This is a genomic window from Sphingopyxis sp. YR583 (assembly GCF_900108295.1).
Taxonomy (GTDB): Bacteria; Pseudomonadota; Alphaproteobacteria; order Sphingomonadales; family Sphingomonadaceae; genus Sphingopyxis.
Genome location: NZ_FNWK01000005.1, coordinates 121,361 through 141,280, shown reverse-complemented (window position 1 = coordinate 141,280; position 19,920 = coordinate 121,361). Strand labels below are relative to the sequence as shown.

Annotated in this window: 15 protein-coding genes; 14 read left to right on the top strand and 1 reads right to left on the bottom strand. The window is 64.3% G+C overall.

Annotation, left to right across the window (positions count from 1 at the left end; genetic code table 11):
• Window positions 1-3: 3 nt before the first annotated feature.
• The 14 genes from BLW56_RS19595 to BLW56_RS19530 all read left to right on the top strand — a co-directional run bounded on the left by BLW56_RS19595 (window position 4) and on the right by BLW56_RS19530 (window position 18,593).
• A complete protein-coding gene (locus tag BLW56_RS19595; protein WP_093512878.1) occupies window positions 4-879 on the top strand; it encodes a cytochrome c oxidase subunit 3 in 876 nt (291 codons plus the stop codon).
• Window positions 839-1,273 (top strand): DUF983 domain-containing protein, encoded by a 435-nt coding sequence (locus tag BLW56_RS19590; RefSeq protein ID WP_093512876.1) that lies wholly within the window; start codon window positions 839-841, stop codon window positions 1,271-1,273. The genes BLW56_RS19595 and BLW56_RS19590 overlap by 41 nt, the downstream gene beginning before the upstream one ends.
• Window positions 1,266-1,910, top strand: a complete 645-nt coding sequence (locus BLW56_RS19585; protein WP_256203715.1) for an SURF1 family protein — start codon at window positions 1,266-1,268, stop codon at window positions 1,908-1,910. The genes BLW56_RS19590 and BLW56_RS19585 overlap by 8 nt, the downstream gene beginning before the upstream one ends.
• A gap of 27 nt (window positions 1,911-1,937) precedes the next feature.
• Window positions 1,938-3,335 (top strand): threonine synthase, encoded by a 1,398-nt coding sequence (thrC, locus tag BLW56_RS19580; RefSeq protein ID WP_093512874.1) that lies wholly within the window; start codon window positions 1,938-1,940, stop codon window positions 3,333-3,335.
• The gene (locus BLW56_RS19575; protein ID WP_093512872.1) at window positions 3,328-4,218 is read left to right on the top strand and encodes a class I SAM-dependent methyltransferase; all 891 of its coding nucleotides are present in this window, start codon (window positions 3,328-3,330) and stop codon (window positions 4,216-4,218) included. Before thrC ends, BLW56_RS19575 begins: the two co-directional genes overlap by 8 nt.
• A gap of 229 nt (window positions 4,219-4,447) precedes the next feature.
• Window positions 4,448-7,372, top strand: a complete 2,925-nt coding sequence (locus tag BLW56_RS19570) for a TonB-dependent receptor (protein ID WP_256203713.1) — start codon at window positions 4,448-4,450, stop codon at window positions 7,370-7,372.
• A gap of 106 nt (window positions 7,373-7,478) precedes the next feature.
• Entirely contained in the window at window positions 7,479-9,044 is a 1,566-nt protein-coding gene (locus BLW56_RS19565; protein WP_093512868.1) for a tryptophan halogenase family protein, read from the top strand.
• Window positions 9,041-9,760, top strand: coding sequence for a SapC family protein (locus BLW56_RS19560; RefSeq protein WP_093512866.1), 720 nt, complete (start codon window positions 9,041-9,043; stop codon window positions 9,758-9,760). The genes BLW56_RS19565 and BLW56_RS19560 overlap by 4 nt, the downstream gene beginning before the upstream one ends.
• Window positions 9,753-10,784, top strand: coding sequence for a cupin-like domain-containing protein (locus BLW56_RS19555; protein WP_093512864.1), 1,032 nt, complete (start codon window positions 9,753-9,755; stop codon window positions 10,782-10,784). Before BLW56_RS19560 ends, BLW56_RS19555 begins: the two co-directional genes overlap by 8 nt.
• The gene (locus tag BLW56_RS19550) at window positions 10,781-12,280 is read left to right on the top strand and encodes a tryptophan halogenase family protein (protein ID WP_093512862.1); all 1,500 of its coding nucleotides are present in this window, start codon (window positions 10,781-10,783) and stop codon (window positions 12,278-12,280) included. Before BLW56_RS19555 ends, BLW56_RS19550 begins: the two co-directional genes overlap by 4 nt.
• Before the next feature lie 112 nt (window positions 12,281-12,392).
• Window positions 12,393-13,457: a LacI family DNA-binding transcriptional regulator gene (locus tag BLW56_RS19545; protein WP_093512860.1), complete on the top strand. Its 1,065-nt coding sequence runs from the start codon at window positions 12,393-12,395 to the stop codon at window positions 13,455-13,457.
• Complete coding sequence (locus BLW56_RS19540) at window positions 13,450-14,646, top strand: MFS transporter (RefSeq protein ID WP_093512857.1); 1,197 nt, start codon at window positions 13,450-13,452, stop codon at window positions 14,644-14,646. Before BLW56_RS19545 ends, BLW56_RS19540 begins: the two co-directional genes overlap by 8 nt.
• 119 nt (window positions 14,647-14,765) lie before the next feature.
• On the top strand, window positions 14,766-17,249 hold the full coding sequence (locus BLW56_RS19535; RefSeq protein WP_093513118.1) for a glycoside hydrolase family 3 protein: 2,484 nt from the start codon (window positions 14,766-14,768) through the stop codon (window positions 17,247-17,249).
• Window positions 17,250-17,297: 48 nt separating this feature from the next.
• On the top strand, window positions 17,298-18,593 hold the full coding sequence (locus BLW56_RS19530; RefSeq protein WP_256203712.1) for a sugar MFS transporter: 1,296 nt from the start codon (window positions 17,298-17,300) through the stop codon (window positions 18,591-18,593).
• A 77-nt stretch (window positions 18,594-18,670) separates the two neighbouring features.
• Here BLW56_RS19530 and BLW56_RS19525 read toward each other — a convergent pair whose 3' ends face one another.
• On the bottom strand, window positions 18,671-19,804 hold the full coding sequence (locus tag BLW56_RS19525) for a sensor domain-containing diguanylate cyclase (protein ID WP_093512852.1): 1,134 nt from the start codon (window positions 19,802-19,804) through the stop codon (window positions 18,671-18,673).
• Between the last annotated feature and the right edge of the window lie 116 nt (window positions 19,805-19,920).

Sequence of the window (19,920 nt, the reverse complement as noted above, 5' to 3'; positions counted from 1 at the left end):
GCCATGTCCGGTGCGAAACATCATGACTACCACCTCGTAAATCCCAGCGTCTGGCCGCTGATCGGCTCGGTCGCTGCGTGCGTGATGTTCTTTGGCCTGGTGATGGCGATGCACGCCGATCATTTCGGCGGCATCGGCAAATGGGTTCTCGGCCTCGGCTTCATGGGCGTCATCGCCACCTTCTTCAGCTGGTGGTCGGACGTGATCAACGAAGCGCATGCGGGCGACCATACGCCGGTCGTCCAGCTGCACCTGCGCTATGGCATGATCCTGTTCATCGCGTCGGAAGTCATGTTCTTCGTCGGCTGGTTCTGGGCCTGGTTCGATTTCTCGCTCTTCCCGGTTCCGATCGAATATGCCGAAGGCGCGGTGACCTCGCTGTTCGGTCAGGACGGCGCTGCCGCCATCACCATGTGGCCGCCGAAGGGCATCGAAGTCATCGATCCCTTCTCGCTGCCGCTGCTCAACACGCTGATCCTGCTCTGCTCGGGCACGACGATCACCTGGGCACATCATTCGCTGATCCATGGCGACCGCGAAGGCCTGAAGAAGGGCCTGTGGCTGACGATCATCCTCGGCGCGGTCTTCTCGATGATCCAGGCCTATGAATATATGCACGCGCCGTGGGGCTTCGGGCAGAGCAACTACAGCTCGGCTTTCTACATGGCGACCGGCTTCCACGGGTTCCACGTGCTCGTCGGCACGATCTTCCTGATCGTCTGCCTCGTCCGCACCTACAAGGGTCACTTCACCCCGACGCAGCACTTCGGCTTCGAAGCGGCGGCATGGTACTGGCACTTCGTCGACGTCGTGTGGCTGTTCCTCTTCATCATCGTCTATGTCTGGGGCGGCTGGGGCGCACCTGTCGCCGCGCACTAAATTGCCGGCTGGCGACAACATTCAAAAGGGGCAGCCGCCGGTCTGGCGCGCTGCCCTTTTTGGTCTCTGCCCCGAATGCGGCGGCAAGACGCTGTTCGACGGGCCGGTGAAGTTTCACGCGGCGTGCAAGGACTGCAGGCTCGATTATGGCCGCTATAATGTCGGTGACGGCCCGGCGGCCTTTCTGACGCTGATTATCGGTGCGTTGCTGATCGCGATTGCGTTGACGCTCGATGCCGTGGTGCGGCCGCCCCTGTGGGTGCATGTCATCCTGTGGGTTCCGCTGACGGCGGCTGCGGTGGTGTATGGCCTGCGCGTCGGCAAAGGCGCGCTGCTGGCGAGCGAACATCAGCGCCAGGCCGCCGAAGGCCGCAAGGTGGACAAGAATGACTGAACCCGCCCCACGGCCCGCGCGGCGCTGGCCGGTAATCCCGACGATCCTCGTGCTCGCAGCGGTTGCGGCGATGATCGCGCTTGGTGTGTGGCAGCTTCAGCGCAAGAGCGAAAAGGAAGCGCTGATCGCGCTTTACCAGCGGAATATGGCGATGTCGTCGACCGTCGCCTATCCCGAATTGCCGCCGGTTCCCGATGCGATGCTCTATCGCAAGAGCAGTGTCGTGTGCCTCGAACCCGTGCGCTGGGATCCGCGCAGCGGCACCGACCGCTCGGGCAAATCGGGAATCCGGATGATCGCCGACTGCCGGACCGGCGCCGAAGGGCCGGGCGTGCTCGTCGATGTCGGGATCGGCGACGATTTCGCGCCGCCCGAATGGAGCGGTGGAACGGTGCAGGGGACGATCGTCCCGGGGCCCGAGCAGCCGACCGTGATGGAACGCGCGATGGGCAAGGCGATGCCTGCGCGCGCGATGCTGATCGCCGATGCGCCCGTTGCGGGACTGCGTGCGAGCGCGGTGCCGTCGGCCGACGATACGCCGAACAATCATCTCGCTTATGCGGGGCAGTGGTTCCTGTTCGCGGCCGCGGCGCTCGTCATCTATATATTGGCCGTGCGTCGCCGCTTGCGGCCTTGAGCCTCTCCCGCTAGGCGCTGGGCCGCCATGGAATATATCAGCACCCGCGGCTCTGCGCCGACCCTCGACTTTCGTGCCGCGACGCTTGCCGGCCTTGCCAGCGATGGCGGCCTCTATGTGCCGGCGAAATGGCCGCAGATTTCGGCCGATGAAATTCGCGCGCTCGCGGGTCTCGACTATGCCGAAACCGCGGTGCGCATCATGCGCCCCTTCGTCGAGGGCGTGCTGACCGAGGATGAACTGCGCGAGCTGTGCCGCGCCGCTTATGGCCGCTTCAGCCACGACGCCGTGACGCCGCTGGTCCAGCTCGATCATCGCCACTGGCTGCTCGAACTGTTCCACGGTCCGACGCTCGCGTTCAAGGATGTCGCGCTGCAATTGCTCGGCCAGCTTTTCGAGAAATTCCTGAGCGGCGGCGACACGGATATCACGATCGTCGGCGCGACGTCGGGCGACACCGGATCGGCGGCGATCGAGGCGGTCGCGGGGCGCGAACATATCCAGATCTTCATGCTCCACCCCGAAGGCCGCGTCAGCGACGTCCAGCGCCGCCAGATGACGACGGTGCTGGCGCCCAACGTCCACAACATCGCGATCGACGGCAGCTTCGACGACGCGCAGGCGATGGTGAAGCGGCTGTTCGGCGACGAAGAGGCGCGCAGCCAGGTCACGCTGTCGGCGGTGAATAGCATCAACTGGGCGCGGCTGATGGCGCAGGTCGTCTATTATTTCTACGCTGCCGTCCGGCTTGGCGGTCCCGATCGTCCGGTGGCGTTCAGCGTCCCCACGGGCAATTTCGGCGACGTGTTCGCGGGCTATGTCGCGGCGCAGATGGGGCTGCCGATCGCAAGGCTGGTCGTCGCGACCAACGTCAACGACATCCTGCATCGTGCGCTGACGCGCGGCGACTATAGCGCCGGGACGGTGACCGCCACCGCAACCCCCAGCATGGACATTCAAGTCAGCAGCAATTTCGAGCGGCTGCTGTTCGACCTCGCGGGCCGCGACGGCGCCGCGATCACCGGCATGATGGGCGAGTTCGACACGAACCGTGCGATGTCGATCCCGGCCGATATGCTGGCCGGCGCACGCGGGCTGTTCTCGAGTGCGAGCATCGACGGCGATGCGATGGCGCTCGCGTTGCGCTGGGCGCAGGAACATGGCGGGCAGATCATCGATCCGCACAGCGCGGTCGGCCTTGCAGCGGCGCGCACGCTTGAGATCGATGCCGACATTCCCGTGGTCACGCTCGCGACCGCGCATCCGGCGAAGTTCCGCGAAGCCGTCGAGCGCGCGACCGGCGTGCGCCCGCCGCTACCCGCGCGGCTGGGCAATCTGTTCGACCGCGAGGAACGCTATACGCGCCTGCCCGGCGACTATGATGCGGTAAAGGCCTTCGTCCTCGCGGAAGCCGCGCGTGGCTGAGCTTGCGCCCCTCGTCACGCTCGTCGGCGAGGCGTGGGACGATTATGGGCTGGTCGACAGCGGCAATGGCCGCAAGCTCGAACGCTATGGCCGCTTTCGCTTCATCCGTCCCGAACCGCAGGCGATGTGGGCGCCCGCGCTTTCGCAAAGCGAATGGGACGCCGCCGATGGCGAATTCATTCCGGCCTCGGACGACGATGGCGGCGGGCGCTGGTATTATAACAAGCCCGTGCCTGCCGAGGGCTGGCCGCTTGGCTGGCGCGAAACGCGGTTCACCGCCCAGTGCACGCCCTTTCGTCATCTCGGTTTCTTTCCCGACATGGCGCCGGTTTGGGACTGGCTGCGCGCGCAGGTCGCCGACAAGGCCGACCCTGCCTTCCTCAACCTGTTCGGCTATACCGGCGTCGGCAGTCAGGCGCTTGCGGCGGTGGGCGCATCGGTAACGCATGTCGATGCGTCGAAGAAGTCGGTAGGGCAGGCGCGCGAGAATGCGGCGCTTGCCGGCATGGCCGACAAGCCGGTCCGCTGGATTCTCGACGATGCCGGCAAATTCACCGCGCGCGAGGTCCGGCGCGAGAAGCGCTATGACGCGATCCTGCTCGATCCGCCGAAATTCGGACGCGGACCGGGCGGCGAGCGCTGGCAGATCGAGGAAGGCCTCGCGCCATTGCTTGCCGACTGCCGGCAATTGCTCGATGCGGATAGCCGCGCGCTGTTCCTGACCGTCTACGCCGTGCGCATGTCGGCGCTTGCGATCGGCGAGTTGCTCGCGCAGCTTTTCGCCGATTTGCCCGGCACGGTCGAATGCGGCGAGCTTGCGGTGCGCGAAGAAGCGCGGGGATTGTTGCTCCCGACAGCGATCTTTGCGCGCTGGAGCCGCTGATCCCGTTTCTTCGCACGTTCGCTGCATACGTTTGCTGCGCAAAATGCTGCAATATTGTGACCCAAATGTCACGGTCGGTGCGTTGACAATGATAACGTTCCCATTTAGATAACGTTCACATTAAGCGAATGCCGCCGGTAAAAGAGCGGTTGATCTGGGAGAAACGGGGATGCGGGCGTCTCAAAAGCAGTGGCTTGCCAAATTTCTGGCCGGGACTTCGGCGCTGTCCATGATGGGCATGGCGCAGGTTGCGGTCGCGCAGGAGGCGCCGGTAGACGGCGAAGCGGGCGGCGACGAGATCGTCGTGACGGGTATCCGCGCCAGCCTTGCCGCATCGGCCGATATCAAGCGCGAGGCGCAGGGTGTCGTCGACGCGATCTCGGCCGAAGACATCGGCAAATTCCCCGACACCAACCTCGCCGAATCGCTGCAGCGCATCACGGGCGTGTCGATCGACCGTTCGAATGGCGAAGGCTCGCTTGTCACCGTCCGCGGCTTCGGTCCCGAATTCAACCTGGTGACGCTCAACGGTCGCCAGATGCCGACCGCGCTCATCGGCGGCGGCGACAATGCCCCGTCATCGCGCTCGTTCGACTTCGACAATATCGCGTCGGAAGGCGTCGCCGGGGTCGAGGTATATAAGAGCGGCCGCGTCACGATGGAATCGGGCGGCATCGGTTCGGTCATCAACCTTCGCACGCCGCGTCCGCTCGACAAGCCGGGGCTGCGTGGCAGCCTTTCGGTCAAGGGCGTCTATGACTCGTCGCGCAACGAAGGCAATCCGATCACGCCCGAAGTGTCGGGCATTCTGAGCACGACCTTTGCGAATGATACGATCGGTATCCTGATCACCGGGTCGTATCAGAAGCGCAAATCGAGCGAAAACACGGCCAATGTCGGCTGGCGCGACGGCTATCTGGGCAGCGAGAACAATTGGGGTTCGCTGGCGCAGCCGGGAACGCCCCGCGCGGCGAACATCACCAACCGGCCCGATCCGACCGACGTCTATCAGGTGCCGCAGAATGCGTCCTACGATCTCAACGACATCAATCGCGAGCGCATCAACGGGCAGGCGGTTTTGCAATTCCGCCCGAGCGACGCGTTTACCGCGACGATCGATTACACCTATGCGCGCAACACCGTCGAAACGCGGAACAGCAACGTCGGCGTGTGGTTCAACCATGAAGATACGTCGAGTGCATGGACCGATGGCCCGGTTGCCGGGCCGCTGTTCTACACCGAACGCTTCGCGGCGCCCACCGGCGTCCCCGGGCCGAACGCGCTCTATGGCGGCAAGGATCTGTCCTATAGCGGGGCGCTGACCGAAAACCGCGCAGAGAATAAATCGCTCGGCGTCAATCTGGAATGGAACGGGCCCGGCGGCGTCACTTTCGAACTCGACGGCCATCACTCGACGGCGGCGGTGAATCCCGTCAATCGCTTCGGGTCGAGCATGTCGCTGGGCAATGCCGTATTCGGCGTCCAGAACCAGACGATCAATTTCGAAAACGACATGCCGGTCATTTCCTATGGAATGTACCCCGGTATCGATCCGCTGAACACGGCGCTGATCACCCCCACCGGCAACGCCTTCCGCAACGCCATATTCCGGAACCGGATCAACCAGGTGCAGCTGCGCGGTCAATATGACCATGACGGCGGCTTCCTCGACAGCATCGATTTCGGTGTGTCCTTCGTCGACAGCAAGGTGCGATCGGCGTTCGGTACGATCCAGAACGACGATACGTGGAGCGGCGCGGGCCCGGCATCGAGCATTCCGGACGACATCTTCACGCTGGTCACCCTGCCGGACAAATTCCCGGGCCTTGCGCAGCCGGGCATGATCCAGAGCTTCTACAGCTTCGATTTCGCGCGGATGGCGGATCTGGTCGAACAGAATTTCCAGACTTGCAGCAACCCGGCGACGGGGTCGGCGCAGCCCGGCACCTGCCTTGCGAATTTCAATACCGACCGGCGCATCTCCGAAAAGACGCTGGCGCCCTATCTGCAGGTCGCGACAGTGTTCGACCTGTTCGAGAATCCGGCGCATCTTGTCGCGGGTATCCGATATGAAACGACCGACATCGCCTCGTCGGCGCTGGTGCCGGTTCCCGTCACCACGACCTGGGTGGGCGACAATGAATTCAATGTCGTCTTTTCGGGCGACAGCGATTTCACGCGCTTCAAGGGCTCCTACGACAATTGGCTGCCCGCGATCGATTTCGACATCTCGCCGATGCAGGATGTGAAGCTGCGCGCGTCGTACAGCCACACGATTGCGCGTCCGAGCTATGACCTGATGCAGGGCGGACGGACGATCGACACGCTGTTCCGCGTCGGCGGGGGCGGGGGCGCACAGGGGAATCCCGGCCTGATCCCGTACAAGTCGAAGAATATCGACCTGTCGGCGGAATGGTATTACGCGCGCGACAGCTATATTTCCGCGGGCTATTTCCATAAGGATGTGAGCAACTTCATATCCTCGACGCGCATCGACAGCAGCGCGTTCGGACTGACGACGCCCGTCGAAGGGCCGCGCTGGAACGCTGCGGTGGCGGCGCTCGGCCCGAACGCGACCGTTGCGCAGATCCGCCAATATATCATCACCAATTTCCCGGGCACGGTCACGGGCAATATCATCAACGCCGCGCCCGGCGATCCGCTGGTCAATTTCGAGATCACGACGCCGGTGAACAGCGACCAGACCGCGTCGCTCAACGGTTGGGAGTTCGCGCTCCAGCATAGCTTCTGGGATACGGGCTTCGGCGTGATCCTGAACTATACGATCGTCAATGGCGATGCGACGTACGATAATGCACTACCGTCGACGGTGGCGCAATTCGCACTGGTCGGGCTTAGCGATACGGCCAACGCCGTGGCCTTCTATGACAAGGGACCGCTTCAGGCGCGCGTAGCGTGGAACTGGCGCGACAAGTTCCTGTCGGGGACGGGGCCCAACCCCACCTACACAGAGGCTTATTGGCAGATCGACGCCAGCGCGAGCTATGAGTTCATCCCTGGGCTGACCGCCTTTGTCGAGGCGATCAACCTGACCGGAGAAGGACAGCGCAAGCATCTGCGTCATCCCAATAATGTGACCTTCGTGTCGCCGGGCTTCGCGCGCTATGCGGCGGGGGTCAGGTTCAGCTTCTAAGGCGGATGAGCCACTTCCGCCGGGTCGCAGGCAAAAGGGTCGCGTCTTTCCCGGGCGCGGCTCTTTTGCGTGACGACGGCGCCAGCTTGGCCTAGGATCGACGGCAATGACTAACAAGGTCGAGAGGGTTGTCATCGTGGGCGGCGGCACCGCCGGATGGCTGGCGGCGTCGCTGATCGCGAGTTCGCGCCGCGCGAAGGCCGCGCCGCTGTCGATCACGCTGGTCGAGGCACCCGACGTTCCCATCGTCGGCGTCGGCGAGGGGACCTGGCCGACGATGCGCACGACGCTGGCGACGATCGGGCTGGACGAAGCGGATTTCCTAGCCGCGTGCGACGGGGCGTTCAAGCAGGCTTCGCGCTTCGATGGATGGGTCGACGGCTCGGCGGGCGACAGTTACCTTCATCCCTTCACCACCCCGCCTGCGGTTCCGACGGGTGAACTGCTTGCGGCTTGGCAGGCGTCGGCCCCCGACCAGCCGTTTGCGGCGGCGATGAGCGCGCAGGCCGCGGTCTGCAACCTTCATCTGGCGCCGCGGCAGCGGACGATGCCCGGCTATCAGGGTGCCGCCAATTATGCCTATCATTTTGCGGCGGAAAAATTCGCGGCGCTGCTGTCGGCGCACGCGACGAAGAATCTGGGTATCACCCATATCCTCGATCATGTCACAGGTGCCCGGCGGGCTGATAATGGCGACATCGCCGCGCTGACTACGGGCAGCGGCCGCGAGGTCGAGGGCGACCTCTTCATCGACTGCACGGGTTTCAAGGGCCTGCTGATCGATGGCGAACTGGGCGTCGAGTGGATCGATCGGAGCGCCCACGCCTTCAACGACCGTGCAATCGCATCGCAGGTTCCGGTACCCCCGGGCAGCCCCATCGCATCGCAGACGATCGCCACCGCACATGAAGCGGGCTGGATCTGGGATATCGGTTTGCCGTCGCGTCGCGGCATCGGCTGCGTCTATTCGAGCCGCTTTATGGACGCCGAGCGCGCGGAGGCGATCCTGCGCAACTATATCGCGCGCGAATTGCCCGGGGCGGTGCCCGAAGAAGGTGCGTTTGGGGCACCGTTCAAGCATATCAGCTTCCGCACCGGCCACCGTGCGCGTTTTTGGGAAAAGAATTGCATTTCGATAGGCCTTGCGGCCGGCTTCGTCGAACCGCTCGAAGCCTCGGCGATCGTCCTGATCGAATTGTCGTTGCGCGCGCTGACCGATAATTTCCCGGCTGATCGCGCCGCGATGGATATTCATTCCGGCCGCTTCAACAAGCTGTTCCGCTACCGCTGGGATCGCATCATCGAATTTCTGAAGCTCCATTATGTGTTGAGCCGACGCGAAGAACCCTATTGGCGCGCGCATCGCGACCCCGGGCATATCCCGCCACACCTGGCCGATCTGCTGACACTGTGGCGCGACCAGCCGCCCTCGCTGTCGGACTTTCCCTATGTCGACGAGATTTTCTCGGCGCAGAGTCATCAATATATTCTCTATGGCATGGGCTTTCCGGCGCCCGCCGGTTGGCCCGCCAGCGAGCGCGCGCAGGCAGCGCTCGCCGAGATGCGGCAGCGTGCCCGCACGCTCGCCGCCGGATTGCCAACGAACCGTCTTTATCTCGATGCGCTTGCGGCCGACCTCGCCGCGGCCAGGCAAGTAGAAGGAACCCGATGACCCGTCACGCCGTGCTCGACAACAAGACCCACCGCGAGTTGCGCATCCGGACCGACGCGGGCGCGGAGCTGGGCGACGACATCATGGCGACGCTAACGGTGCCGAGCGAGTTCCGCCGCGTGCAGGCGCATTTTCCGATCCTGTTCCGCCGCGAAACCGGACACGACGACTTTTCGGCGCTGGCGATGTTCGGTTTCCAGAACCGCGAGAATCTGTTCCTCGACGGGGATCGCTGGGACGCGCGCTATCGTCCGCTGTCGGTGGCGATCCAGCCGTTCCTGATCGGTCGCGCCGCGAACGGCGAGGGGCCGGGGCAGGTCCATATCGACATGGACCACCCGCGTATCGCCGCAGGCGGCGAGGGGATGCGCCTGTTCGACGCCGACGGCGCCATGACACCCTATCTGGAAGACATCGCCGAACGGCTCGGCGACCTCGACGAAGGCTATCGCGAGAGCAAGGCCTTCTACGATGCACTGCTCGCCTATGATCTGCTCGAACCGTTCAGCCTCGAGGTGACGCTCGACGATGGCTCGCTTCATTCGCTGGTCGGTTTCCACATCATCGACGAGGCGAAACTGCGCGCGCTGGACGGCGAGGCGCTGGGCACGCTGCACGCAGCGGGGCATCTGATGCCGATGTTCATGGCGCTCGCCTCGCTGTCGCAACTGTCGGTGCTCGTTGCGCGGAAGAACCGCAGGCTGGCCGGTGGCTGAACGCGACCCCGGCATATACGATCGCCTCGCGCCCGTGGCCGAGCGCGAATGGGATAAGGGGGCAGGGCTCGACGCGTTGCTGAAAGGCGCGCGCGAGCCCTTTGTCCTGCGCGGCCTCGTTTCCGACTGGCCGCTTGTCGATGCCGGCAAGCGCTCGGCGCGCGCGGCGCGGCGATACCTGCTCGATCATGCCCGCGAACGGCCGTTCAAGGTGTCGATCGGCCCACCGGGGCATGACGGACGCCTGTTCTACGATGCCGAAATGGAAATGAATTTCCGGATCGGTACGGGCAAGCTCGCCGACATCTTCAGCGGCATCGATACCGCCGAGGAACGCGGCGAGAACCGCACCGTCTACCTCGCGTCGATCGACATTCCCTCGCATTTCGACGGGCTCGACGAGGCCAACCGGGTCGATCTCGGTGACCGCGATCCGATGAAAAGCATCTGGATCGGGACGCGCACCAAGATCGCGGCACACAATGATTTCCCTGACAATCTCGCCTGCTGCGCGGTCGGTCGGCGGCGCTTCACGCTGTTTCCGCCGAGTGCGTTTCGCAACCTCTATCTGGGGCCGATCGACAACACGCCCGCGGGCCGCGTCGTCAGCATGGTCGATTTCGACGCGCCCGACCTTGCCGCGCACCCGCGCTTCGTCGATGCGATGGCCGAGGCGCGGACGGTCCTGCTCGAACCCGGGGATGCGATCTTCATTCCGTCGATGTGGTGGCACCATGTCGAGGGGCTCGAAGCTTTCAACGTCCTCGTCAATTACTGGTGGCGCCGGACGCCGGCGTGGCTCGGCCAGCCGCAGGCGGCGCTCAACCACGCGATCCTTGCGATCCGCGACCTGCCGCCCGAAGACAAGGCGATCTGGCGCGAGCAGTTCGACCATTATGTTTTCGACAATGATGCCAGTATCACCGACCATATTCCCGAAACCGCGCGCAGCATCCTGGCCCCGCTCACATCCGAGACGGCGGGACGGCTGCGCGCCTTTTTGCTGAGGGCTTTGAGTAAATGAGCGACAAGAAACCGGTCCAGCGCATCGTGATCGCGGGCGGCGGCACCGCGGGCTGGATGATGGCGTCGGCGATCGCGCGCACGATGGGAAAGACGGTCGACCTGACGCTGGTCGAGTCCGAACAGATCGGCACGATCGGCGTCGGCGAGTCGACCATCCCGCCGCTCGTCAATTTCAACCGCATCCTCGGCATTCCCGAACCCGAATTCATGCGCGCGACGCAGGCGACCTTCAAGCTCGGCATATTGTTCGATAACTGGAAACACGACGGCGACAGCTATTTCCACAGCTTTGGCCTGTCGGGCAAGGATCACTGGTCGGCGGGCTTCCAGCATTTCTGGCTCAACGCACGCGAGCGCGGGCATCAGCAGCCGTACAGTGACTATTGCCTCGAGCTGGTCGCGGGGATGCAAGGAAAGTTCGCGCATCTTCCCGAAGAGCGGATGAATTACGCCTATCATGTCGATGCGACGCTCTATGGCCGCTATCTGCGCAAGCTGGCGGAGGCCGACGGATGCAAGCGCGTCGAGGGCAAGATCGCGCGCGTCGAACTTGATGGCGAGACGGGCGATATCGCCGCGCTGCATCTCGACGGCGACCGCCGTATCGAGGGCGACATGTTCGTCGACTGCACCGGCTTTCGCGGCCTGCTGATCGACGGCGCGCTGCACGCGGGGTTCGAGGACTGGAGCCACTGGCTGCCCAACGACAGCGCGATCGCGGTGCAGTCGAAGCATCTGGGGCCGCCGCAGCCCTATACACAGGCGATCGCGCATGATGCGGGGTGGCAGTGGCGCATTCCGCTCCAGCACCGCATGGGCGCGGGCATCGTCTATTCTAGCGGCTATCTGTCGCGCGACGCCGCCTATGACCGGCTGATGGGCAGCGTCGGCGAGCCGCTGATCGAGCCGTTCGACATCAAGTTCAAGGGCGGGGTTCGGCGCAAGCAATGGTTCCGCAACTGCGTCGCCGTCGGACTGGCCGGCGGCTTTGTCGAGCCGCTCGAGGCGACGACGGTGCATCTGATCCAGCGCGCGGTGCTGCGTTTTATCCGCCTGATGCCGAACGGCCGCGTCAGCGAGCGCGATGCGCAGGAGTTCAACGACCAGCAGCGGACCGATATCGAACAGATCCGCGACTTCGTCGTCTTGCACTATAAGGTCACGAACCGCCGCGACAGCCCGTTCTGGCGCCATGTTGCGAACATGCCGGTTCCGGACTCGCTGCAGCAGAAGATCGAGCTGTTCCGGGAGACCGGGCGCGTTTTCCGGAAATATGAGGAATTATTTGCCGAGAACAGCTGGGTGCAGGTGATGATGGGGCAGGGGATCGAACCGCAATCCTATCACCCCATCGCGGACAAGCTGCGCGACGATGAGGTCGAACGACTGTTCCAGTCGATCCGCGACAATATCGCGCAGACGGTCGCGACCCTGCCCGAGCATCACGCCTATGTCGCGCGTTATTGCGGTGCCGAGGAGCCGAAGGCGGCATGATCATCGCGCGCCGGGAATATCGGCAAATTATGGAAGCGGAACGGGTTCGCGGCTGGCAATGTCGCCGCGATGTCATTAGCGATGGCGGAAAGACAGGGGGCCAAGGAATATAATGGGGCGTCGGCGTCAGTCGGTTACGATCAAGCATGTTGCAGCCGACGCGGGCGTGTCGCTGCAGACGGTGAGCCGCGTCATCAACAACGAGCCCAATGTCCGGCCCGAGATGAAGGAGCGTGTCCAGGCGTCGATCGACAAGCTTGGCTATGTCCCTTCGATCGCGGCGCAGCGGATGAGCGGATCGCGATCCTACCTGATCCTCGCGATCAACGATCGCGAACGCACGATCGCCGACTGGCGCGGACGACAGGGGGTCGACTGGGTCGACCAGATGCTGCTCGGCGGGATGCTGAAATGCGCCGAATATGGCTATCGAATGATCTTCGAACTGGTCGACACGCACAACGACCATGTCGAACGCGAATTGCGCGCGGCGATCGCGGCGCTCCAGCCCGACGGGGTGATCCTGACCCCGCCGCATTCGGACAATCCGCTGATCGTCGGCCTGCTCGACCAGCAGAAGATTCCGTTCGCGCGGATCGGATCGCGCGGCGGCGCAGCGGGGATTGCGCTGACGATGGATGATGAAGGCTCGGCGCGGCGCGCGACCCGGCACCTGATCGATCTGGGGCACCAGCGCATCGGCTTCGTCGCGGGATCGCCCGAATATAGCCTCAGCCGCTGGCGCATCGACGGCTGGCAGGGCGAGATGGAGGCCGCAGGCCTTGCCACCGACGGATTGCTTGTCGAGGGCGATTTCACCTTCGCGTCGGGAACCCTTGCCGCGCAGAAGTTGCTGCGCGGCGGCAATCCTCCGACGGCAATCATCGCGAGCAGCGACCAGATGGCGCTTGCGACGCTTGAAGTGGCGCGGGACATGGGGCTCGACGTTCCGGGGCGATTGTCGATCGTCAGCTTCGACAACACGCCGGTCGTCCGCTTTACCCAGCCCGCGCTGACCGCGGTCGACCAGCCGGTCGCCGAGACCGCGTCGCGCGCGGTCGAACTGATCATCGCGGCGCAGCGCGGGGCCCCGCGCCCGACCGAGCCGACACGCGTACAGGGCGGCCTTGTCGCGCGCGGGTCGACCGCAGCGCCGCCTGTCGCCGTTCATGGCTGACACCGAAGGTCCGCGCCGCCAATCTTCTTCCTTTCTGCTGCTTTATGCGCTCGCATCGGCGGGCGGGGCGATCGCCTATGTTCCCTTCCTGACCCTCTGGCTGCCCGGGCGGATGACCCAACTGGCGGGTGCGGCCGACGTACAGATGCTTGGATATGTCACCTTTCTCGGCGCGATTGCGGCGAGCGCGGGCGGCATCATTTTCGGCTGGTTCAGCGATCGCACCGGCAACCGGCGGGGATGGATATCGACCGGGCTGGTCCTGACGATCGCCTTGCTGCTGGTTGTTCCGCTGGCGCATGATATCTGGTCGCTGGTTGCGATCATCATCGCTTGGCAGCTCACACTCAACATGATGCTCGGACCGCTCGCGGCATGGGCGGGCGATTGTGTTCCCGACGAACAGAAAGGGCTGCTCGGCGGGCTGCTCGCCTTTTCGCCAGCACTCGGCGGCTGGTCGGGATGGCTTGTAACCTGGCCGGGGCTGGTGTCGGCGGAACAGCGGCTGATGGTCATCGCGCTGCTGGTGGCGGGCGCGGTTCTGCCTGTGTTGTTGCTCGGCCGTCCGCGCGCCTTCCCGGAACTCACCGCGCCGCCGTCGGCGCAAGCACCTGGCGATCGGCTGCGACGTCCAACGGGTCCGGCGGTGCGGATGTGGTTTGCGCGCCTGCTCGTCCAGATCGCCGAGGCGGCGCTGTTCGCCTATCTCTATTTCTGGTTCCGTTCGATCGATCCCACGATGCACGACAATGAAAAGGCGCGATTGTTCGGCATGGCGCTGACGATCGCGATCCCGATCGCGTTGGCGGGCGGCCGCTGGGCCGACCGCAACGACCGGCCCTTTGTGCCGCTGGTTGCTGCGGCGGCGATCTCGAGCCTTGGGATGGTCGGGATGGCGCTGGCGAGCGGGCTCGACGCGGCCAAGGCGAGCTACCTCGTCTTTGGAATCGCGTCGGCGGTGTTCCTGTCGCTTCATAGCGGCCAGACGCTCCGCATCCTGCCGCGGTCCGACCGGCGCGGGCGCGACCTTGGCATCTTCAACCTCACCAACACGATGCCGTCGTTGATCATGCCCTGGCTGACGATCTCGCTCGTCCCAGGCTTTGGTTTCGACGCGCTTTTCCTGTTACTCGCCGCGCTCTCTGCCATCGCGGTGCTGTTGCTCGCGACGATGCCGCGGCGGCGCTGACATAAACTGAAAACAGCGCGCTTGATTTCACTCGGTCGCTGTGCGAAACGGAATCTTGATAACGTTCACATTAAGTGCTGCGCATTAGAGCGATGCACATTAGGATGATGGGAGAGACGATGCGCCGACAGGCAATGGTCATGGCGACTGCGCTGCTTTTGGCGGGAACCGCGATGGCGGCACCCGAAACCACCGGAGCCGATGCCGCCGCGGTTCATCCCGAGCTATGGCCGGCCGCCAAAAGCCCTGCTGCGATCTCCGATCCCAAGACCGAGGCGCGGATCGATGCCTTGATCAAAAAGATGACGATCGAGCAAAAGGTCGGCCAGCTGGTTCAGGGCGATATCAGCACGATTACGCCCAAGGATCTGGAAACCTATCCGCTCGGTTCGATCCTTGCGGGCGGCAACAGCGGCCCGAACGGCAACGAGCGATCGAGCGCGGCGGACTGGGCGAAGCTGGTCGGCGAATTTCGCGCGGTGTCGCTGCGCCCGCAGGCGAACGGCGTCGCGATCCCGATCATCTTCGGCGTCGATGCCGTCCACGGCCACAATAATATCCCCGGCGCGACGCTGTTCCCGCACAATATCGGCCTTGGCGCCGCGCGCGATCCCGAGCTGATCCAGCGCATCGGCGCCGTGACGGCCGCCGAAATCGCCGGGAGCGGGATTGAATGGACCTTTGCCCCGACCCTGGCGGTGCCGCAGGATCTGCGCTGGGGCCGCAGCTATGAAGGCTATGCCGCCGATCCCAAGCTGATCGCCGAATATGCCAAGGCGATGGTGATCGGGCTGCAGGGGCGGCTGGTCGCGGGCAAGACCGTTGGTCCGCAGCATGTCGCTGCGACGGCGAAGCATTTCCTTGCCGATGGCGGGACGTTCGAGGGCAAGGATCAGGGCGATGCCAGGATCGACGAAAAGGAACTGATTGCGAAACACGCGATGGGCTATCCCGCCGCGATCGATGCGGGCGCGCTGACCGTGATGGCCAGCTTTTCGAGCTGGCAGGGCATCAAGCACCACGGCAACAAGGGGCTGCTGACCGACGCCCTCAAGCAGAAAATGGGCTTTGAGGGCTTTGTTGTCGGCGACTGGAACGGGCACGGACAGGTTGCGGGATGCAGCGTCACCGATTGCGCGCAATCGATCAATGCCGGGCTGGATATGTTCATGGCGCCCGACAGCTGGAAGGGGCTGTACGAGAGCACGCTGAAACATGCGAAGGACGGCACCATATCGGCGGCGCGGCTCGACGATGCGGTGCGCCGTATCCTGCGCGTGAAGTACAAGCTCGGCCTGTTCCCCGAGGGGCATGTCGATCGCAGCATCGTCAAGCCAGTGGGCTCGCCGGACCATCTTGCGGTCGCGCGCGAAGCGGTCGCGAAGTCGCTCGTCCTGCTCAAGAATAATGGCAGCGTGCTGCCGATCAAGCCCGGCGCACGCGTCCTCGTCACCGGCCCCGCGGCCGACAGCATGGCTATCCAGTCGGGCGGCTGGACGATCAGTTGGCAGGGGACCGATGTCACCCACGACGATTTCCCGAACGGTCAGACGATCTGGGAGGCGCTGAACAAGTCGGTGCGCGATGCGGGCGGTGTCGCGACCTTGTCCGATGGCGGCGTGTACAAGGAAAAACCCGACGTCGCGATCGTCGTGTTCGGCGAGGCACCCTATGCCGAATTTCAGGGCGATGTCGCGACGCTCGACTATCAGCCGACCGAGGCGACCGACCTTGCGACGCTCAAGAAGCTGAAGGCCGCGGGTATCCCGGTGGTCGCTCTGTTCCTGTCGGGGCGCCCGATGTTCACCAATCCGGAGATCAACGCTGCCGACGCGTTCGTCGCGGGCTGGCTGCCAGGATCGCAGGGTGTCGGCGTCGCCGATGTGCTCGTCGCGGGCAAGGATGGCAAAACGCCGCGCGCCTTCACCGGAACGCTGCCCTTCGCCTGGCCGTCGGATGCGCGCTCGCCGGTCGAAAAGCCGCAGTTCCCGGTCGGATATGGTCTGAAATATGGTGCGAGCACGACGGTTCCGCAGCTTTCGGAGGAGTTGGGCGTCGACATCGCGGCGGCGCTGAACGTCGAGAATTTCTTCTCGGGCGGCCGCGCGCGGGCGCCGTGGGTGCTTTCGATCACCGACGCGGGCGGCAAACGCCCGGTCGAATCCGCGCCGATCGCGAGCCCCGGCGGCATGATCGCGGCGCGCTCGGTCGACGTGCGCGCGCAGGAGGATGGCAAGTCCTTCATCTGGAGCGGCCCGGCGACACTCGAATTGACCGGCCCCTATGCCGACCTGTCGCGCCAGCTCAACAACAGTTTCGCGCTGCGCGTCGACTGGCGGATCGATGCGATCGGCAGCGCGCCGGTCAGCCTCGCGCTCGGCGGCAAGGCGTTCGACATCTCGGCGCTGGTCAAGGCGGCGCCCAAGGGACAGGTTGCGACGATCAAGGTGCCGCTGCGCTGCTTCGCCGACGCGGGCGCCAATCTGCGACAGGTCGACTATGCCGCCTCAATCGCGAGCGACAAGGGGTTCGCCGCGACGCTGCTGAATACGAATGTCGAGGCGGTCGGCGAAAATCTGCCTTGCCCGCCTGCGGCAAAATGACGAGACCGATATCCGGATCGGCCTGAAACAAGGCAAGGGGAGAGAAATATGGCATTGGCGCCGGATATGACATCGAGCGGCGACGCGCGCGCCGGCGAGGGGCAGGGGGCGCATGTCGATGCGCCCGAATTGCGGCTCTTCGTCATGGGGCTGTTCTTTATTTTTGGCGGCATCACCAGCCTCAACGACGTGATCATTCCAAAGCTCAAGGAACTGTTCACGCTCAACTACACGCAGGCAATGCTGGTGCAGTTCTGCTTCTTCACCGCCTATCTGGTGATCGGTATCCCGGGTGCGAAGCTCGTCAAGAAGATCGGCTATATGCGCGGTGCGGTTGCGGGTTTGCTGACGATGATGGTCGGCTGCCTGCTGTTTATCCCGGCATCGCAAAATGCGGTCTATGGCCTGTTCCTCTTCGCATTGTTCGTGCTCGCGAGCGGCGTGGTGATCGTGCAGGTCGTCGCCAACCCGCTGATCTCGCTGCTCGGCAAGCCCGAAACGGCGCACAGCCGCCTGACCTTCGCGCAGGCATTCAACTCGCTCGGCACGACGATCTTCCCGATCGCGGGCTCGGTGCTGATCCTTGGCAGCCTCGCGACGATGAAGGCGGAGGATCTGTCGGGCGCCGAGCTTGATGCCTATCGCACCGCAGAAAGCCAGGCGATCGTCCACGGCTATCTCGGCATCGCGGTCGCGCTGCTGGTCGTGGCGGGCGCGGTGTGGATGTTCCGCAACCGGCTGCAGGGCGAAAAGCATGAAGCGAGCGCCGGTCTGGCCGGTTTCGACCTTTTGAAGCGCCCGCGCTTCGGCTTCGGTGCGCTGTGCATCTTCCTCTATGTCGGCGCCGAAGTGTCGATCGGCTCGCTGATCGTCAATTATCTGATGCAACCGGGCGTCATGGGGCTTGCCGAGCAGGCCGCGGGCAAGCTGATCGGGCTCTATTGGGGCGGCGCGATGATCGGCCGGTTTATCGGGTCGGGCCTGATGCGCGTCGTGAGCCCCGGCAAGCTGCTTGCCGGTGTCGCGGTGGGCGCGATCGCGCTGATCCTGATTTCGACCAACACGGCCGGGGTCGTTTCGGGCTACAGCCTGCTCGCCATCGGCCTGATGAATGCGATCATGTTCCCGACGATCTTTAGCCTTGCGTCGGAAAAGCTGGGGTCGCGCGCCGCGGACGGGTCGGGGATCATCAATGTTGCGATCTTCGGCGGCGCGGTCGTGCCGCTCGCGACCGGCGCGCTCGCCGATATTACGGGCAGTCTGGCAACGGCGCTGCTGCTGCCGGCGCTCTGCTATGCGGTCATTGCGGCTTTCGGCGTCTACGCGCGCCGCCCCGCCGCCTGACACATGAAACTGCGGGCGATCGCGCTTTGGCGCGCAATCGCCCGCAGCCTCCCGCCCCCCGCGGGAATTTCGAAAAGTCAGGCCGGAGTGGCGATTTCGATGCGGTTTCGCCCGTTGGCCTTGGCCTGATAGAGCGCCGCGTCGGCGGCCTTGAGCGCCGCGCGCGTGTCGCCATAGCCAAAGACGTCGGCAACGCCGCCCGAGAAGGTGATCTGGCCGAAGGGCTCGTCGGTCTTGCGGTTGATCAGGCGCCGGTCGGCCAGCGCTTCGCGTGCGTCGTCGAGCTTCTCGGCCGCCTGCGTCGGTGTCAGGCCGCGGAACAGCATGACAAATTCCTCACCGCCGTGACGCGCGACATGGCAATGATCGTTCGAAATCCGCGCCAGCGTGTCGGCGATCGCCTTGATCACGCGGTCGCCGGCCTCATGGCCGTGGATATCGTTGACCTTCTTGAATTCGTCGATGTCGCAAAAGGCGATGCTGAGCGGTTCGACCGCGGCGCGCGCTTCCTTGTAATGCTGGTCGAGCAACGCCTCGAATGCGCGGCGGTTGGGCAGGCCCGTCAGATAGTCGAGTTCGGCGTCGCGCTTGGCGCGGTCGAGGCTCCGCCGCAGCGCCTTGGCCTCGTCCTCGCTCTTGCGCATATCATCCTCTGCCTTGCGCGTGCGTTCGAGCATGACCTTCGCAAGGTCGGCGAGGCTCGAGACGATGCGGCCCGTCTTCTGGAGCTGTTCGAGATCGACGACATGCTGTTCGAGCTCGGTCCCGTAATCGGTGGTAGCGGTCCGCGCTTCCTTCGTATTCGCCTGAAACGCCTCGATATTGGTTTCGAGCCGGGTCATCAGCCGGTCGAGCTCGACGCGATCGGGCTGGTTGCTGTCTCCCTCGTCGAGGTCGTTGAGCCATTTCTGGCTGATCCCGTCGGCCGTCTGCGCCTGCGCGACGATCTGCCGCGCGAGCCGCGGATTGCGGCCCGAAAAGGCGGCATGGGCGAGCAACAGATTGGCCGGCGAGACGTCGAGATCATTGTCGACGAGAAAGGATGTGATCGACGCAGCGAGCTCATAGCGCGCCTCACGCGCGAGGTCGCGGGCACCGCCGCCGGGTGGTGGATGGCCTCCGTCGGGAGAATCGTCACGAGCGTGGCGAAGCCCCAGCCAACCCAGGAGCCGTCCTACCGGCTCGTTCGATGCTGTCGCTTTGGTGGTCATGCGAGTTTTAACGAGCGAAAGAGCGCAGGTTTAAGGCGGATTCACCTTATGAGAGCGGGTTTTCGGAGCAAATTTCATCCGTTCGTAAGCGGTCGGCGCAATCGGCGTGACAAAAC

What these genes read in the sequence shown, in the direction of transcription:
- BLW56_RS19535 (WP_093513118.1), top strand. Translation starts at nt 14,766, where the DNA reads ATGCGCCGACAGGCAATGGTCATGGCGACTGCGCTGCTTTTGGCGGGA.
- BLW56_RS19540 (WP_093512857.1), top strand. Translation starts at nt 13,450, where the DNA reads ATGGCTGACACCGAAGGTCCGCGCCGCCAATCTTCTTCCTTTCTGCTG.
- BLW56_RS19585 (WP_256203715.1), top strand. Translation starts at nt 1,266, where the DNA reads ATGACTGAACCCGCCCCACGGCCCGCGCGGCGCTGGCCGGTAATCCCG.
- BLW56_RS19570 (WP_256203713.1), top strand. Translation starts at nt 4,448, where the DNA reads ATGATGGGCATGGCGCAGGTTGCGGTCGCGCAGGAGGCGCCGGTAGAC.
- thrC (WP_093512874.1), top strand. Translation starts at nt 1,938, where the DNA reads ATGGAATATATCAGCACCCGCGGCTCTGCGCCGACCCTCGACTTTCGT.
- BLW56_RS19530 (WP_256203712.1), top strand. Translation starts at nt 17,298, where the DNA reads ATGGCATTGGCGCCGGATATGACATCGAGCGGCGACGCGCGCGCCGGC.
- BLW56_RS19595 (WP_093512878.1), top strand. Translation starts at nt 4, where the DNA reads ATGTCCGGTGCGAAACATCATGACTACCACCTCGTAAATCCCAGCGTC.
- BLW56_RS19565 (WP_093512868.1), top strand. Translation starts at nt 7,479, where the DNA reads ATGACTAACAAGGTCGAGAGGGTTGTCATCGTGGGCGGCGGCACCGCC.
- BLW56_RS19525 (WP_093512852.1), bottom strand. Translation starts at nt 19,804, where the DNA reads ATGACCACCAAAGCGACAGCATCGAACGAGCCGGTAGGACGGCTCCTG.
- BLW56_RS19545 (WP_093512860.1), top strand. Translation starts at nt 12,393, where the DNA reads ATGGGGCGTCGGCGTCAGTCGGTTACGATCAAGCATGTTGCAGCCGAC.
- BLW56_RS19560 (WP_093512866.1), top strand. Translation starts at nt 9,041, where the DNA reads ATGACCCGTCACGCCGTGCTCGACAACAAGACCCACCGCGAGTTGCGC.
- BLW56_RS19550 (WP_093512862.1), top strand. Translation starts at nt 10,781, where the DNA reads ATGAGCGACAAGAAACCGGTCCAGCGCATCGTGATCGCGGGCGGCGGC.
- BLW56_RS19590 (WP_093512876.1), top strand. Translation starts at nt 839, where the DNA reads ATGTCTGGGGCGGCTGGGGCGCACCTGTCGCCGCGCACTAAATTGCCG.